Below are 15,167 nucleotides of genomic sequence, written 5' to 3' on the forward strand. Positions count from 1 at the left end.
ATGGAGAGGCGCAACGTGCTGCCCGTGATACCGATGCGCAAGTCCCGCAAGAAGCGGATTGGTGTCGATCGCTCGCTGTATTGCCTGCGTAATCTGGTCGAACGCTGCTTCAACAAGCTCAAGAACGCCAGGCGTGTAGCGACCCGCTACGACAAGACGGCGGAAAGCTTTCTAGGCTTCATTGACATCACGTCGATCCGCCTCTGGCTCCGTCATTTGTCAACATGACCTAGGGAGCATTGCGCCCAATAACGGTAAGGCGGAGTAGGTATCAGGACGCCTGAAAGTTGCCGCGCTCGGGAAACCACACTTCCATTGTTTTATTGACTCTCGGTCCGCCCCGTCCGCAAACTATTCAAGATTGGGACATCTGAGGACGCTATGAATGGTTGAAGAAGCGGACCAGTCTGATCCGTGGCTGATGCTGGAATATAGTGTTCAGCAGCAAGTTGAGTATGGAGAACTGAGTATCGAGATCATCGAGAATGTTGAGCCCCTAGACCGGCAGCTTGGAGTCTGGCCCAAGAAAACCGTCCCGGATACCCTACATGAGATTATTTTCGCTCACTCGAATCCGACAAAGACGGAGATTGCAGTAGCAGACAGAAACCCGAATGCAACGCTGTCGATGTTCACTTATGCCATTCTGGACGGGGCGAAAGTGGCAGGTTTGCCCGAATTTCTGGAAGGCAGCGGGCTGGAACATCGCTGCCTGTTCAAGGGCGAGGCCTATGCAGAATTGAAGGACGTCGCACCGTGGATCGTTCGCCTCGAAGACGGTAATGACTTTGTCCGGCGACTGTTTACCGGTTCCGAAGGTATGAATGGCTTGTGGGAAAACGAACCGGGAATATTTGTGCGATCTTGTCGCAAACTGGATGAAATGTGGAAACATTTCAGACGATTTGTCCGGATTCGCGACGACAAATCGCAGTGGTTCTATTTTCGCTTCTGGGAGCCAAGGGTGATGTCACGCTATCTAGTCGAGGTGGCAACAGATATCGAACGCTTGGCCCGCTGGGGACAATATCGTTCGGAACCTGCTTTGTCAGCGATACTGATCGGAAATGCAGAAAAACGGGAATTTTCTTGCTTCGACTTTCCATCGTTCAGTGACAGACAGCCAAGAAATCATGGTTTCGAGATAGGAGAGCTGGAAAGAAGTATATTTCGTCGTCATCAAGAGGATCTTTTCATAAAAAAGCTGCAAAAATTTCTCGCGGCTGAAAGCCCAGGATTCGCTCGCTTGTCGGCGGATGACCAATTTTCTCTCTGTAGCAGTCAACTGAAGTTTGCAAATGCTAATGGATTGCGGATTGAGAAAGCTGTTGCAGATTTCGCGTTGGCTGACGTGGTCAGTTCCGGCAGAATAAGACGGGATCCAATTTGCAACAAGTTGCTGGTCAGCTCGGATCATCAACTTGATCGCGCCAAGAAAATTCTGACTGAGGCGAGTGCGCGCTTGCAACACGGAAGGGGATTTTGATGAATGATTTTTCAACCAGACGCGAAACCGATGGCATTGCTGCGGCTTGTCAGCAAGGCAACATCTTTTTTGTGGGAAATCCAGAAAACTTGTCCTGCCCGGATTTGCGCGGCCATGTCGGCGGATCGAGCACCCCAAATCTACCCATGAACAGTGTCGAGACCCTGCTGAATGACCTGTCCGGGACGCTTCAATCTGTTCATCTGGATGTGAAGGGCCGTCCCTACACACTACTTCGAGGTAGCAAGGATTTCGGGCAGTGTTTGCGACCCGATCAATTGCAGGTTCGGATCGGTCTGGCCTCTCCACCCCCTCCAGCACCACCTCCACCTTTTCAGCCGGATCCGGAAGCCATGGCGCGCGCACGTGGTGAAGGCGTCCCGCATGTGCCAATCGGCCAAGTATCGTCTGCACGGCTGCCGGGGCAGATGGGTTCGATTCCACGAGGACATGAAATGAACGCATTGGACGTTCTGTCCGAATTGCGTCAGCATGAATACGCTGAGAACCGGGAAGCAGCGAATGAACATGCCATCACTGCGATTGAGGTTGATCCGGAATTTGGAGCCCCTCCCGGCGGTGACGGGACGAAAAACGTCGAAGAACTCGACGACGGCGACACCCGTTGGCTGAGCGAAACCGTTCAATCCTATGTCAAGCGAATCGGTGGCGTGGCCATAAAAGTAGGCGTAATTTTATCGGTGCAGGAGCATCGAACTTTTTTGCGCGAGATGGGCTTCACTAAAGCTCGCTTTTATCGCATGGCCAACGGGACGCGGATGGTTGCTTTCCACGGGAACAATCGCTTGCGCAGTATGATCACCGGCACACGTTATGGCATGGGCGGACTGACCGGAAAAAACGTCACGCTCCTTAACACCGCGTTCCAGACTCCCGCAGGAAACGCCGCCAGCGCCGTGAAAAATCTCGGTAAGAAGGCAGGTGTGATCGGCTTGGTGTTCGTGGCCGGCGTCGATATTGCGGCGCATTATTCGCAGCCTGAACACGAACGCGAACTGAGCGATCTTCTGGTGGATCTAATCCTTGACCTTTCCATGGCCGTTGTCAGTGCGGTCGCTGGTGCAATTGTTGCCGGGGCCGCGATTGCCGCATCTACTGTTGCGGCACCAGTAGTCTTGTTTGTTGCTGCCGGTATCGGTGTATCGGTTGCGGTCGGGTGGGCACTCGGAAAGGCCGTTTCCTATATGGGTCTTCGCGAAAGTATGAAGAACGCTTTACGCAACACAAATGGCGAACGTGATGAAATCTATCGGGGGATGATGACAGCGCCATGAACAGGGCACCGAACCCGCGGACGGTGTGGTCAAGCGGAATACTAATCCGTGCGACCGTAATGTATCTACCATTTGGCTTCCTCCTCGCGCGCTTGAGTTTGCTTGCACTGTTGCCAGTGATTGTCATGCTGCTTGAAGCACTGTGCTTCTGGCTTTATCGCTTTACCCAACGAGGAAGTACTTGGTCTCTCCTATTACTAAGCTATCTTAGTGTAGGAGATATTGTTTGGCTTTTCGGTGCATTAATCTTTGGCGCACTGAGTGCCCTGATGCCGGTTTGGGGATATGCAGGCATGGTTATCGTCTGGCTATCCACACTGGGGTTAAATATTCATATAGCCAGGCATCTCGGGATTTCGCGGGGACGCGATGCCGATGTATCAGCGATTATTTCTGAGGCGGAGATTGGAAGTTCCAAGAAATATGCTGCGCTTCGCAATATGGATCGCATTCCGTCGGTCTGGGTGTCGTTTGGTTTGGCCGGGATTGGGTTGCTTGGGATTATTATTACTTATGTTATTGGCCGTGACGACTGGCTATTGTTGTCATTGTCGGTAGGTTTCCTAGGGTTGTCGTGCGGGTTTTCACCACAGATCAGGCCGCTACTGTTGGTAATGCATTCAAAATAATTTCACAGTAAAATACATCTGGTGTTTTTTGATACCCCGGGCGGGAAAGCGCCGGGTGCGGCTTTACGCATCGCCCAGTCTGATATCTATAGGTCAAAATCTCGAGGATTCATCGCCTATCGCAGCATGACCCGAAAACGACGGCAAATCGGAGGGTCTCACAAGCCGAGCCCGCGTCCCCGGCCGAGATCGATGCCGTGGTGGAAGGCCAGTTCCGCACCAAGCCGGCGGCCCGATTCGAAGGTAATGCCGAGCTCCCGCTTGCGATTGGCGAGAATGGATTCCAGCTGCGGATCGCGCTCCAGGCTCCTGGCCATCTCGCTCATCTCCTTCCGTGCGGCGTGATAGCCGGAATAATCGCCCGCCGCATATCTCTGCTCAACAGCCCGGTCGAGTGCCTGCCAGCGGCTCACGAAGCGATCCGCGCGGCGTTCAGGACTCGTGCGCAGCTCGGTTTCCAGCTGCAACGCCCGGACGGCACGCCGGACCTGGCCTGTCGCCGCTTCGCGCGTGAGATCCGGACAGCTTCCCGCCGTGCGCACCGTGATCGATTTCCTGGCGGAGAAGGTTGCGACCAGCACGCATCTTCCACTTAAGCGGGGCGGCTAATGCCAAACCAGTCATTTCGCGATAGATTAAGTGTCCACGATCCAGCGGGCGCTCATCTCGCCGGATTGAGCCCGTTCTTTACGAAGCGCAGCCCGACATCTCAGCCTGGGCGAGCCAGTGCACCCTGAACCCGGCATGGCGGAAATCATGGACGGGCGACACCGGGGGAATACCGTTCCCATTACTGGCGCAACTGACAAGTGACCAATCTGGCCAATACGCGCGAGCTTGCGCTGCCGCAATGGCCGCAAAGAAGGTCTGGTATCCCCTCGTGCGGCCCAGCTGATGCTGGGCGGCATACGAAATTTCTGATAAATTAACCGACGGATCCGAGCGTATCCTCAGCGTAACCTATGATGCTCGCCCGGCGCTGTATCGTTGTTGCAGCGGAATTGTCTGAGACCATTAAGCACAATCTTGGTCTGCTCCTCAGTACTAGCTGCTATCGGCACTTCGATGACGGCTTCCCCACGACTTGGTGACTCCAGAGCAGAAAACTGATCTCTGAGTAAAGAAACAGGCATAAAGTGACCCCTGCGAGCGGTTACTCGGTCTCTGATCAAATCGAACGTACCCACCATATGTACGAAAATTAGGTCAGTGCCCCCCACTTCACGCAATTTGTCCCGGTATGCGTGGCGTAGTGCCGAACAACTAGCAACGACACCGTCAGTTTTCAAATGCAATATTTCTCGGCCCACATGTTCCAGCCAAGGTTCACGGTCCGCGTCGGTTAGTGGCCTGCCCGCCGACATCTTAGCGATATTGACGGTTGGATGGAGCGAGTCACTTTCGAGGAAATGTGCACACAGCGCGTCAGCTAATGCGACTGCGAGCGTGGATTTTCCGCAGCCACTTACGCCCATTACGACAACAGCGAACTTACCAGACGGGGAAGCTGTCATACCGAAGCCGTGATACCGCCATCCACAAAGATGGTCTGCCCATTCACGAAGCTTGACGCGTTGCTTGCAAGGAAGACGGCCACGCCGACTAACTCGCCAACATTACCCCAGCGAGCTGCAGGGGTGCGTGCCTCCAACCACTTCGTGAAAGCGGGATCGGCGACCAGCGCCGCGTTTAGGTCGGTTCGGAAATAGCCGGGCGCAATAGCGTTCGCCTGCAAGCCATAACGCGCCCAATCGGCGCACATTCCCCGTGTAAGATTGCGTATCGCGCCTTTGGTCGCCGCATATGGTGCAATACCGGGACGCGCCAACTCGGTTTGGACTGATGCGATGTTGATTATTTTTCCAGACCGACGGGAAATCATGTGCCGGGCAACCGCTTTTCCGACATAGAAAGCGCTGGACACATTCGTTGCGAGAAGTGCATCCCACCGTTCATTGTCGAAGTCCTCTAGCGCCTGACGGTGCTGAATACCGGCATTGTTTATAAGAGCGGCAATTGGACCAATCTCAGCCTCAATGCTTTTCACCCCTTCATCCACTGCTTGCGGGTCTGTTACGTCAAATACGGCACCTGTGGCGGAGTGGCCAAGTGCCGTAAGCCGCGCGGTCTCGGAGGCGACCCGAGCTTCGTCACGTCCATTGATTACGACTTTGGCACCCCGTTCAGCATAACCCTCAGCTAGTGCACGGCCTATTCCTCCAGTGGAGCCAGTGACGAGGATCACGTTGCCAGAAATATCAAACAGATCGTCCATGTCGAACCCTTGTGTGCTTTAATGGGGAACAATCAATGAGATTGGCCGGGATGTGCGTTTACCCCGGCTATCAGTTTTCTAATCGTCAGAGTCGGCGAAGACATCCTTGCGCGTGCGCCGGATCGAGGGCAGCATCACAAGCAGGATCAAAATAGCCGCCAAGAGCAACAATGCACAGGACAAAGGCTCAGTGACGAAAACGGTCCAGTCTCCTCGCGACAAGATCATGGCCCGCCGCAGATATTCCTCCATCATCGGCCCAAGAACCATACCCAATAGCAGTGGCGCTGGTTCGCACCCAAGGCGCCTCCATAGATAGCCGAGCGCCGCGAAAGGCAACGTGATCCAGACATCAAAGGTAGAGTTGCTCATCGAGAATACGCCAATGACGCAGAACATCAGCACCGATGGAAAGAGGATACGATAGGGAATCTGCAGCATCCGGACCCACAGGCCAACAAGTGGCAGGTTAAGGATCACCAGCATCAGGTTTCCGATCCACATCGAGGCAATCAGGCCCCAGAACAGCACTGGATTGGACGTCATCACCTGCGGCCCTGGCTGAATCGAATGAATCATCAGGGCGGCGATCATCAGCGCCATCACCGGGTTCGATGGAAGGCCGAGCGTCAGCATCGGAATGAACGATGTCTGTGCGCCTGCGTTGTTTGCGGCCTCGGGTCCGGCAACACCTGCAAGGGCGCCACGGCCGAAATTCTCAGGTTTTTTTGAAAGTTTCTTTTCTGTCGCGTAGGAGGTGAATGACGACAACGTGGCTCCACCGCCAGGAAGAACTCCGAGGATAGAGCCGAAGATCGTGCCGCGTATCGCTGGAAGAAGTGCCTCTTTCAACTCAGCTAGCCGTGGAATTAGGCGTCCAACCGGGACGGTGACAGGACGCCCGCTCCGCCTTTCATCTAGGTTCGAGATGACTTCTGCAAAGCCAAATACGCCGATGGCGATTGCGGCTATCTCGAGTCCGTCGACCAATTGCGGGAGGCCGAAAGAATAGCGCGGCACGCCCGAATTAACATCTGTTCCGACCATGCCGAGCAGCAGACCCAAGATAACCATGCCAAGGGCTTTCAACACGGAGCCATGCGCAAGAACAACTGCGGCAATCAGGCCAAGGATCATCAGAGAAAAGTACTCGGCAGGTCCGAATTGGAATGCGAGAGCGGCCATTGGCGTTGCGGCGATCGCGATCAGTATTGTCGCGATCGTGCCAGCGAAGAAAGAGCTCAACGCTGCGATCGCAAGGGCGACCCCTGCCCTACCCTGCCGAGCCATTTGATATCCATCAAGGGCAGTGACCGCCGACGAGGTTTCGCCGGGCAGGTTCACCAGAATTGCCGTTGTCGACCCACCATATTGAGCGCCGTAGTAGATGCCTGCCAACATGATCAATGCGGATTCCGGGCTACTCATCTGAAACGTCAGGGGCAGCAACATTGCGATGGTGGCTAGTGGTCCCAACCCTGGCAACACGCCGATAGCGGTGCCCAGAAAGACACCAACGAAACAATAAAGCAGATTGTGCCACTGCACGGTTGTCTGCAGGCCAAGGGCGAGATTGTTCAGAAGATCCATCTCAACCACCTATGACGAACGTGGGCCAGACCGGCAGCGGCACGCCGAGGCCGCGTACGAAAAGACCATAGCACAATGCGCTTAACGCAATCGCTGTCATCAGCAGTTCAACGGTGCGCAACTCTGTCGAGGCTGTACCCGCAATAATGACCATTATAAAAACGGCCAACAGCACGCCGAGATGAGGAAGGCCGGCTGCGAATACGGCAATGGCCGTTAGAACCAGCGACAGCCCCCGCCACCCTACCGGAGGAAGCTCGTCTTCGCCCATTTCATACAAGGCACTTGCGGCGCTACGCTTGTGAGCATTCCAGCGAATGGCGGTGACGACGAGAGACCCTCCAATCACCGTCAGTAGAGAGCCAAGGGCGAATGGAAACCACCCCGGTCCCATCGCCGACAATCTCCCCATATCATATTCAATGGCGATCCGGCTGAAAACAACGCCAAAACCGACGAACATTATACCGGACCAGAAATCTTGGCGGCTGTGAATTTCTAAGTGCATCCGCTCCTCCGCATGTTGCTGATCTGGGAACCGCACTGTCAGTGCGGACCAATTCAGGGACGACTTAACAGCTGCGCAACTCTTTAAGGTTCTGCTCAGACATGGCTCGAACGAGGCGCGTGTCAGCTGCGACCGTCATTAAGTTGAAACCTTGGTCGATCCGCGCCTTAGCGTCGGCCACTGAAGTAGTATGGATCGCCAAGACTTTACCAAGTTCTTTTGTGACAGCGACTACCTCAGCGATGCTTTTCTCTGTCTCCGTCGTCGGTGTGCCTGGACCGTGACCAAGAGCGATATTTAGATCTGCCGGGCCGACGAAGCAGCCACTGACACCCGGGACCGAGAGAATCTCGCGAGCATTCCGCACTCCCTCGACCGTCTCGATCATCGGTAGAATCAGGAGCTCGTCGGCAGCTTTGTAGAAATAGTCGGAGCCCGCATACATTACAGCTCGCGTAGGGCCGAAACTGCGCTGCCCAAAGGGCGGGTATAAGGCATTGGTGACGATAGCTTCAGCCTCGTCCGCCGAATTGACGAAAGGGATAATCAGACCATAAGCACCAAGGTCGAGTGCGCGCTGAATCTCTGACGGATTGTTAGCGGTAGTGCGGACGAGCGGCGTCGTCGGCGTGGTACTAAGAACCTGCATCTGGGTTTGCAGAGACTGCAGGCCGGTTTCGCCGTGCTGAAGGTCGATAACAAGAAAATCGTAACCTGAATGACCTAATGTCTCGATTGCGAGCGGGCTCGCGAGATTACTCATCGTGCCAAATGCGGGTGTGCCGGACAGGGCAGCGGCACGGGTCATATTCTGTCTCATCAAGGTCTCCTGCGTGGGACGCCGTTTTCCTGCGCACCCGCTGATCGCGGTGGGCAGCAGCAGTAAGGAAAGAGGTCAATCCGCAATCAAATCGGCTTCTCTGGCGATTTGCTGCCAACTAACGATTTCTTCGCCGATGAGGGCGCTGAAATCAGCCGGAGTTTCAGCCGCAGGTGTCGCACCGATAGGCGCAAGTTTTGCGAGTACATCGGGATTGGACAAGACATCGTTCAGCGCTGCGTTCAGCTGCGAGACGATGGGTTCTGGGGTGCCAGCGGGCGCTAGAACTCCGTACCAGTTCAGCAGGCTATAACCGGGCAGCCCACTTTCGCTGAATGTAGGAATATTGGGTTCTATTCCTGAGCGCTCAGTTCCTGATGTGCCAATCAATTTGAGTTGGCCAGTATCGATGAAACCTGAAACAGGTGCCAGAGAAGTCCACAATAGCTGCACGCGATTGGCAACTAGATCGGTGATGGCGGGACCGTTCCCATTATAGGGCACGTGTGTCATTTCGATCTGTGCAACGCTTTGAAAGCGTTCACCCGCAAGATGATTACTGCCACCTATTCCGCCAGAGGCGTAGTTAATGGATCCGGGAGTTTCCTTGGATAACTCGATAACATCGGCGATGCTATTTCCGGGGAAGTCCTTGCTAGCAACAAGAAAGTGCGCATAGCGCAGAAGCAGTGCCACCGGTTCAAAATCCTCCACCGGGTCGTATGGCGGCGTTGCTTGCAAGCTGGGAACGATAGTCACATCAGACGAGGTCAATAGCAGGGTATATCCGTCTGGTTTAGCTTCTCTGACGTTGACGGTGCCAATTGTTCCAGCTGCGCCAGGGAGGTTTTCGATAACGATTGTCTGTCCCAGATCTTTGCTAAGCTGCTCGGCGACAACACGCCCCACAAAATCTGAAGTGCCTCCGGGTGGAAAGGGCACCACCATGCGAATCACCTTTGATGGATAGGTGTCGTCCGCAGAGGCCGAACCGACGGATGTGGCGGCCAATATGGCCGATAGGATTGCTATTGCTGACTTCATAATGCCTCCCAAAGCATCAGGCTCCCTCTTCCAAGAGCGATGAAGCAGCACTATTGTATTTTTGATCAAATATCAATAACCTGAATCGAGTCATTTTTGTGGAGCAAAGAAGTGATCCATTCTGTCTTGCAAATAGGGCCATTGCTCTCGGAAACCGAAGCAGCGCTGACCAAGGACTACGAGGTCCACCGCTATGATCGCGCTGAAGACAAATCGACCTTCCTAGATTGTATTGCCTCCACCACACGGGTCATCGCGACAAGAGGCGACTACCAGTTGGGCGATGAGGTCTTTGCCAAATTGCCCAAGTTGCAATTGGTTGCCTCCTCTGGAGCCGGATACGATGGCATCGACGTTATCGCGGCACGTCGCCGAGGTATCAGCGTTACACACACGCCCGGCGTCGTCTCGGAATGCGTTGCCGATCTCGCTTTCGGACTAGTGTTATCTACAGTGCGCCGGATTGTTCATTTCGATGCTTTTGTCCGCCAAGGAAGGTGGCAGTCGGAAAAACCCGATTTGGGAAGCAAGGTATGGGGTGAGCGTATAGGCATCATTGGCCTTGGCGGCATTGGCCGGGCAATCGCGCGGCGAGCTGGCGGTTTTGGAATGGACGTCGGCTATTTTGGTCGCAGCCGCCAAGCCGATATTGAACATCGCTATTTCTCTGACATAGCCGAACTCGCGACATGGGCGCGATTTTTGGTGATTGCTGTGCCGGGCGGCGCGGCAACGAAGGGGCTTGTATCGTCGGAGGTGTTGAGAGCCTTGGGCGCCGATGGCTATCTTTTTAACGTTGCGCGTGGGTCTGTGGTGGACGAACAAGCACTTATTAGAGCCCTCGCAGAAGGTGCTATCGCGGGAGCTGGCCTAGATGTTTTCGCCAACGAACCTCTAGTTCCTGATGCTTTGCTGAAAGCACCTAACGTCGTCTTGCAGCCACATATCGGCAGCGGTTCAAAATATACTCGTATTGCCATGGGGCAATGCGTTCTCGACAACATAGCTGCATATTTCGACAATCGTCCATTGCTCACGCCTGTTGCGTGAGACGCCGAACACGAATTGTTGCGTAGATTCGTGCGACAACAATAAGACCCGGGATAACAAAAAAGGGGAGGAACTCTGTTGGCTTCTGACGGGACAACCGCGAACGAATTTCCCAGAATCGGCATGACAACTGCAGAGCAGGTCGTTGCAGATCTCCGGCGTCGCATCCTTTTAGGGGAGCTGGTGCCTGGTCAAAGGCTAAAAATCGATGAAATAGCCACCTTGTGTGGTGTCAGCCACATGCCGGTTAGAACCGCCTTACAGGACCTCGAGGCAGAGGGAATCTTAATCGTTCATTCTCGACGCGGCGCAGAAATACGCACGATTGACTCGCACTATATCACTAACGTCCTAGAAGTGCGAGGAGCCGTAGAGGCCATGCTGGCTGGAAAATGCGCTGAGATGATTCAGAGCGAGGATGCCGTCACGCTGAGAAATCTCGCAACAACCTTCGAAGAAAAAGCCAAGATCGCTACGCCCCAAGAACTTCTCCAAGCGAACTTCAAGCTCCATAATTTTATAAACTGTATTCCAAACAATTCTGAAGCTATTTTCACTTTAAATCGGGGTCGGCTGCTTATTGAAACGCTGCGTGTCCGAGCCGGATATGGCGGCACTCGGATAGATGCTATCATTGCTGAGCACCGACAGTTGGTCGATGCCATCTGCGCGCATGATCAAGTTGCCGCGCGCGGCATCTCCCAAAGCCATTGCGACAGTGCGCGTGATGAGCTCTTGAAGCTTGTCGGCAGCTAAGACTGTTCCCTCTATCTCGCTCACGCCATCGACAGCCGGATAATCTTTTCCGATATCAAGGACAGGTTTGGACGCGCCGTCAAGTGACATGATCTAGGTCTCTGAGACTCTTCAGCCATCCATATCTGATAGCAATCTTGCTCAGTTAAAATGGTGAAGAGGGGTTAAGGTATCGAAATGCTTCCCTCCGTTCATCGGCTGACATCGACGCCAAGATGCACTTGATCAAGCGCATCCGGCCGCGCTGGCCCAACTGCTGATTGACCAGTTTCCGGCCAGAGGCGATGAAATACGCCCGCAACTCCTCATATGTCGCGAGACCGGCCCAGAAGTCGGCATCTGCCTCGACATCCCCGAAGGGCACATCTGGCGCGCCGATCCGGGCCTCTTCCAGAATGGCGACGATCACCGGCTCGGTATCTTCCCATTTACATGCCTCAATTGCGTCCAGGAGCTGGCAGACGCGGAAAAGCCGCTCGCCCATAGGCATGTCCCCTGCTCTGCCCCGTTCCACTTGCTCATCTTTCGCCATTGGATTGTCCCCATAATGCGGCGTGCCGGGTGCCCGCCTATTCAGTCACCGGCTGCCCGCATAGGGTTCGTTTATAGGAAGGCAGCGACGGGCGGGTACCTCGATCAGCAGCGGCGCGAGAAAGGTGAAAACCACGAATGATCCGCCGAACCCGGTCATGGCGATGAAATAGAGCGCCAGCAAGCGGGGCTTCATCAATACGGCGAACTGCGACTGCAATCCGGCGGGCCGAGCGTGGGGGATTTCCCCCGGCAACAAAAGTCGCAATAGCGCTGTCGCGACGCATCCGAGCACAGCCACCGCCAGCAGCGGTGCACGCCACCCAAGGCTCTGTCCGAAGATTGTGCCGAACGGGACACCTATGACCATTGCAAGGGTGAGCCCCGCGAACCTCGTCGCCACCACGCGCGCGCCGCGTTCACGATCCGCCCGGCCAGCAGCACTTCATAAGACGGCGCAGCGCCGCCAAGCAGATTACCGAGCGTGAACAGGCCCATCAGTCCAACCACAAGCCCGCGGCGGGGAAGCCTTCCAGTGAGGGCCGTGACCGTCGGCGCTCCAACGGTCACGGCCAGGGCATAGCCAGTCACAAGCAGACCCGCTTGGGGTATCGTTACCGTAAGATCGCGCACGACATCCGGGACAAGCCCGATCATGACGAATTCCGCAGTGCCGATGGTGAAGGCCGCGACGGCAAGCGCGATCAATGCAGGCGACATCGGCGTTGCTCTTTATGCGTCGTCCGGATCGGCAACGTGCGCGACGAGGCCGGTTTGGCCCGGCGCAACGTGATCGGCCATGGTGTGGCGATCGGGGAAGTCGCCGCCGTTCTGCGACCGGAACGGAACCGGCGTGTCGGTGAAAAGCCCGGCGAGACGCACACGCCATGCTGCCTTGATCGCCTCCACTTCTTCCGCCGTGGAAACGTGACCCGCGCCATAGACCGCGTGCGTCGGGAGCACATCCATGCCGGGGTAGAACAGCGCGCCATGAGTCAGTGGGAACAGCAGTTGCTCGATCGGCCCGTTGATACCCCGCGGGCCATAGTCGGCCGCTGGTCCGCCGGCCTGCACGTTGACCAGCGCTCGCTTACCCTTGAGGATGCCCTCGCCAAAGCGGAACTCGTTGGAGCCATTCTGATAGCCGTAGGCAAAGCCGAAGGCATAGACCCGCTCTATCCAGCCCTTCAGGATCGCAGGCACGCCGTACCACCACAGCGGGAATTGCAGGATCACAGTATCGGCCGCGAGCAGCTTCTGCTGCTCGGCGATCACGTCGGGCGTCTGATGTCCGCTGGCGTAAGCATGACCCGACTCCATGATGAACGACAGCCGTTCAGGGTTGTCGCGCACTGGAAAGTCATCGGCGTCATATACTGCCTTCCACTTCATGCCATAGAGGTCCGAATGGACCACGGTGTGTCCCGCTGCCGACAACGTCTCATCAGTTACATCGACCAACTGCCGTGTCAGCGAAGTGGGTTCGGGATGCGCGTAAACAATGAGAACTTTCATGATGATCTCTTCCTGATAGTTGGGGGTTGCTAGAATTCGACGACGATCTTGCCGAAATGGCCGCCAGATTCATGGAGCCGGAAGGCGTCCGCGATTTCGGCCAGTCCACCAGCGTCAGGCCGTCGAGCCCTTGGTGCGGATAAGCCTGGATAGCTTTCATAGGCGAACTGGTATCCGTGTCGTCGATTGTGGCGCCGCAGGATCTGACCTGCTCCCAGCTTAAATAGCGCGCTTACCTTGAGTATTGAAATCGAACGTTTTACGTGTTGCTATCGACACGATGGATACCAGGAACCTCGATCTCGGACTTCTCGTGACGCTTGAGACCCTGCTTGCGGAGCGCAACGTCACACGCGCCGCGCGCCGGCTGAACCTCAGCCAGCCTGCTTTGTCGGCACGGCTGGCAAGACTCCGCGATACACTCGGCGATCCGCTCCTGATCCCGGGCCAGCGCGGGATGGTTCTGACCCAGCGGGCACTGGAGCTGATGGAGCCACTGCACGAGGCACTGGAGGGTGTTCGCCGCGTCGTGGAGCAAGGAGCGCCGATCAATCCGGAGACCCTGCGTGCAACCGTGGTGATCGCGGCGAGCGACTACGTCCAGTATGCGTTGCTGGCACGCTTCTCGGTCGCATTGCGGGCCGAGGCGCCGATGATCCGCATCGCCTGGCGGGCACTCGACGTGATGGCACTCACGACACAATTGGAGCGAGGCGAGGTGGACCTGGCCTTGGCAAGGCCCGAAACCGCGCCGGCGGCGATGCGCCAGCGCCGGCTCTACGAGGAGGAGTATGCGGTCGTCGCGCGACAGGGCCATCCGGCCGTGCGGGGTATTCTTGATCTGGACTTGTTCTGCGCGCTGGACCACGTTGTCGTTTCGACTCGGGGCGGCGGCTTTGCCGGGCCCACGGATGCGGCTCTTGAGGCGATCGGCCGCCGTCGTACCGTCGCCTTGTCCACATCGGGCTTCCTGATCGTGCCGGAGATCGTGTCACGATCCGATATGATCGCGCTAATCCCACGCCGAATCGCAGACGGTTGGTCAGACCGGGTGCAGGTGCTGGAGCCGCCGCTCCACATACCCGGATTCGCCATCGCCAGTATCTGGCACGAACGCACGACCAACCATCCAGCACAAAGCTGGCTGCGTGACAGGCTCGCTGCGTTGGCATGACGCTCCGCCCAACTTATAAACGACTAGGCCCATTTTCCCAAAACACGATCCCAATGGGACGACGTTCGCGAATGGCAGCTGACGGTTGATCCCGCCGTTTGGCGAGACCTGTGCGGATGGCGGATTTGTCCCAGTGGCAGTCAAACGTATGTCGTCGTGAGCAATCCATTGGATAGCAACCGGACGTGATCCCGCCGTTTCCCTTGAATATCCCGTTGGTCTATTCAAGGGAAACGGCGTGAATTCAAGTCAGGCGATCGAGATCGAAACCGTCTATCTTGGATCGGGTTGCGATGCCTCTTCTGAATATCTCGGCGAAGGGTGCCGGGGATGGGCCAATGGTGGTTTCACCATCGAATTTCCCGATACCAGCATCGGTTTTCCCCGACAGGAGGTCTTCTGTCCCGAGAATGGACCGCAGCCTGACCTATCGCAGTGCACGCGCTAACAAGAGTCAGCCTGGTTGGAATGGTTTCTGTCCGGCAATTTCCGGA

Annotated in this window: 17 protein-coding genes and 1 pseudogene; 8 read left to right on the forward strand and 10 right to left on the reverse strand. The window is 55.9% G+C overall.

Annotation, left to right across the window (positions count from 1 at the left end; genetic code table 11):
* The 4 genes from D3P04_RS19675 to D3P04_RS19690 all read left to right on the forward strand — a co-directional run.
* Positions 1 to 228 (forward strand): transposase (locus D3P04_RS19675; RefSeq protein WP_147391964.1); only part of this gene is annotated, 228 nt, incomplete at its 5' end.
* A 157-nt stretch (positions 229 to 385) separates the two neighbouring features.
* Entirely contained in the window at positions 386 to 1,486 is a 1,101-nt protein-coding gene (locus D3P04_RS19680; RefSeq protein WP_119751589.1) for a DUF4123 domain-containing protein, read from the forward strand.
* Positions 1,486 to 2,781, forward strand: a complete 1,296-nt coding sequence (locus D3P04_RS19685) for a hypothetical protein (protein WP_119751590.1) — start codon at positions 1,486 to 1,488, stop codon at positions 2,779 to 2,781. Before D3P04_RS19680 ends, D3P04_RS19685 begins: the two co-directional genes overlap by 1 nt.
* 59 nt (positions 2,782 to 2,840) lie before the next feature.
* On the forward strand, positions 2,841 to 3,410 hold the full coding sequence (locus D3P04_RS19690) for a hypothetical protein (protein WP_119751591.1): 570 nt from the start codon (positions 2,841 to 2,843) through the stop codon (positions 3,408 to 3,410).
* A gap of 158 nt (positions 3,411 to 3,568) precedes the next feature.
* On the opposite strand, the gene D3P04_RS19695 is transcribed toward D3P04_RS19690, so the two are convergent.
* The 7 genes from D3P04_RS19695 to D3P04_RS19725 form a co-directional block, all read right to left on the reverse strand.
* Positions 3,569 to 3,991, reverse strand: a complete 423-nt coding sequence (locus D3P04_RS19695; protein ID WP_232845095.1) for a hypothetical protein — start codon at positions 3,989 to 3,991, stop codon at positions 3,569 to 3,571.
* Between the two features lie 369 nt (positions 3,992 to 4,360).
* Positions 4,361 to 4,924: a gluconokinase gene (locus tag D3P04_RS24005; RefSeq protein WP_119751592.1), complete on the reverse strand. Its 564-nt coding sequence runs from the start codon at positions 4,922 to 4,924 to the stop codon at positions 4,361 to 4,363.
* The gene (locus D3P04_RS19705) at positions 4,921 to 5,685 is read right to left on the reverse strand and encodes an SDR family oxidoreductase (protein WP_119751593.1); all 765 of its coding nucleotides are present in this window, start codon (positions 5,683 to 5,685) and stop codon (positions 4,921 to 4,923) included. Before D3P04_RS19705 ends, D3P04_RS24005 begins: the two co-directional genes overlap by 4 nt.
* Positions 5,686 to 5,763: 78 nt before the next feature.
* A complete protein-coding gene (locus D3P04_RS19710; protein WP_119751594.1) occupies positions 5,764 to 7,275 on the reverse strand; it encodes a tripartite tricarboxylate transporter permease in 1,512 nt (503 codons plus the stop codon).
* Between the two features lies 1 nt (position 7,276).
* Positions 7,277 to 7,783 (reverse strand): tripartite tricarboxylate transporter TctB family protein, encoded by a 507-nt coding sequence (locus D3P04_RS19715; RefSeq protein ID WP_119751595.1) that lies wholly within the window; start codon positions 7,781 to 7,783, stop codon positions 7,277 to 7,279.
* A gap of 64 nt (positions 7,784 to 7,847) precedes the next feature.
* The gene (locus D3P04_RS19720; RefSeq protein ID WP_119751596.1) at positions 7,848 to 8,603 is read right to left on the reverse strand and encodes an HpcH/HpaI aldolase family protein; all 756 of its coding nucleotides are present in this window, start codon (positions 8,601 to 8,603) and stop codon (positions 7,848 to 7,850) included.
* 75 nt (positions 8,604 to 8,678) lie between these two features.
* A complete protein-coding gene (locus tag D3P04_RS19725) occupies positions 8,679 to 9,647 on the reverse strand; it encodes a Bug family tripartite tricarboxylate transporter substrate binding protein (protein WP_119751597.1) in 969 nt (322 codons plus the stop codon).
* 111 nt (positions 9,648 to 9,758) lie between these two features.
* Here D3P04_RS19725 and D3P04_RS19730 point away from each other — a divergent pair, with 111 nt between their 5' ends.
* Together D3P04_RS19730 and D3P04_RS19735 are read left to right on the forward strand one after the other, a co-directional pair.
* A complete protein-coding gene (locus D3P04_RS19730; protein ID WP_119751598.1) occupies positions 9,759 to 10,697 on the forward strand; it encodes a 2-hydroxyacid dehydrogenase in 939 nt (312 codons plus the stop codon).
* Between the two features lie 78 nt (positions 10,698 to 10,775).
* Positions 10,776 to 11,453: a GntR family transcriptional regulator gene (locus D3P04_RS19735; protein ID WP_119751599.1), complete on the forward strand. Its 678-nt coding sequence runs from the start codon at positions 10,776 to 10,778 to the stop codon at positions 11,451 to 11,453.
* A 145-nt stretch (positions 11,454 to 11,598) separates the two neighbouring features.
* Here D3P04_RS19735 and D3P04_RS19740 read toward each other — a convergent pair whose 3' ends face one another.
* The 3 genes and pseudogenes from D3P04_RS19740 to D3P04_RS19750 all read right to left on the reverse strand — a co-directional run bounded on the left by D3P04_RS19740 (position 11,599) and on the right by D3P04_RS19750 (position 13,499).
* Positions 11,599 to 11,985: a hypothetical protein gene (locus D3P04_RS19740; RefSeq protein ID WP_119751600.1), complete on the reverse strand. Its 387-nt coding sequence runs from the start codon at positions 11,983 to 11,985 to the stop codon at positions 11,599 to 11,601.
* A gap of 45 nt (positions 11,986 to 12,030) precedes the next feature.
* A pseudogene (locus D3P04_RS23780) lies at positions 12,031 to 12,704 on the reverse strand (MFS transporter).
* Positions 12,705 to 12,716: 12 nt separating this feature from the next.
* Positions 12,717 to 13,499: an NAD(P)H-dependent oxidoreductase gene (locus tag D3P04_RS19750; RefSeq protein WP_119751601.1), complete on the reverse strand. Its 783-nt coding sequence runs from the start codon at positions 13,497 to 13,499 to the stop codon at positions 12,717 to 12,719.
* Positions 13,500 to 13,743: 244 nt separating this feature from the next.
* On the opposite strand from D3P04_RS19750, the gene D3P04_RS19755 reads away from it, so the two are divergent.
* Positions 13,744 to 14,673, forward strand: coding sequence for a LysR family transcriptional regulator (locus tag D3P04_RS19755; protein WP_220475378.1), 930 nt, complete (start codon positions 13,744 to 13,746; stop codon positions 14,671 to 14,673).
* A gap of 238 nt (positions 14,674 to 14,911) precedes the next feature.
* A complete protein-coding gene (locus tag D3P04_RS19760) occupies positions 14,912 to 15,121 on the forward strand; it encodes a hypothetical protein (RefSeq protein ID WP_119751603.1) in 210 nt (69 codons plus the stop codon).
* Positions 15,122 to 15,167: the final 46 nt, after the last annotated feature.

This window comes from Paracoccus onubensis, assembly GCF_003591515.1.
Lineage (GTDB): Bacteria > Pseudomonadota > Alphaproteobacteria > Rhodobacterales > Rhodobacteraceae > Paracoccus > Paracoccus onubensis.

Coding starts and splice junctions, on each gene's coding strand:
- D3P04_RS19685 (WP_119751590.1), top strand. CDS start 1,486: ATGAATGATTTTTCAACCAGACGCGAAACCGATGGCATTGCTGCGGCT.
- D3P04_RS19740 (WP_119751600.1), bottom strand. CDS start 11,985: ATGGCGAAAGATGAGCAAGTGGAACGGGGCAGAGCAGGGGACATGCCT.
- D3P04_RS19715 (WP_119751595.1), bottom strand. CDS start 7,783: ATGCACTTAGAAATTCACAGCCGCCAAGATTTCTGGTCCGGTATAATG.
- D3P04_RS24005 (WP_119751592.1), bottom strand. CDS start 4,924: ATGACAGCTTCCCCGTCTGGTAAGTTCGCTGTTGTCGTAATGGGCGTA.
- D3P04_RS19680 (WP_119751589.1), top strand. CDS start 386: ATGGTTGAAGAAGCGGACCAGTCTGATCCGTGGCTGATGCTGGAATAT.
- D3P04_RS19710 (WP_119751594.1), bottom strand. CDS start 7,275: ATGGATCTTCTGAACAATCTCGCCCTTGGCCTGCAGACAACCGTGCAG.
- D3P04_RS19705 (WP_119751593.1), bottom strand. CDS start 5,685: ATGGACGATCTGTTTGATATTTCTGGCAACGTGATCCTCGTCACTGGC.
- D3P04_RS19690 (WP_119751591.1), top strand. CDS start 2,841: ATGTATCTACCATTTGGCTTCCTCCTCGCGCGCTTGAGTTTGCTTGCA.
- D3P04_RS19725 (WP_119751597.1), bottom strand. CDS start 9,647: ATGAAGTCAGCAATAGCAATCCTATCGGCCATATTGGCCGCCACATCC.
- D3P04_RS19750 (WP_119751601.1), bottom strand. CDS start 13,499: ATGAAAGTTCTCATTGTTTACGCGCATCCCGAACCCACTTCGCTGACA.
- D3P04_RS19720 (WP_119751596.1), bottom strand. CDS start 8,603: ATGAGACAGAATATGACCCGTGCCGCTGCCCTGTCCGGCACACCCGCA.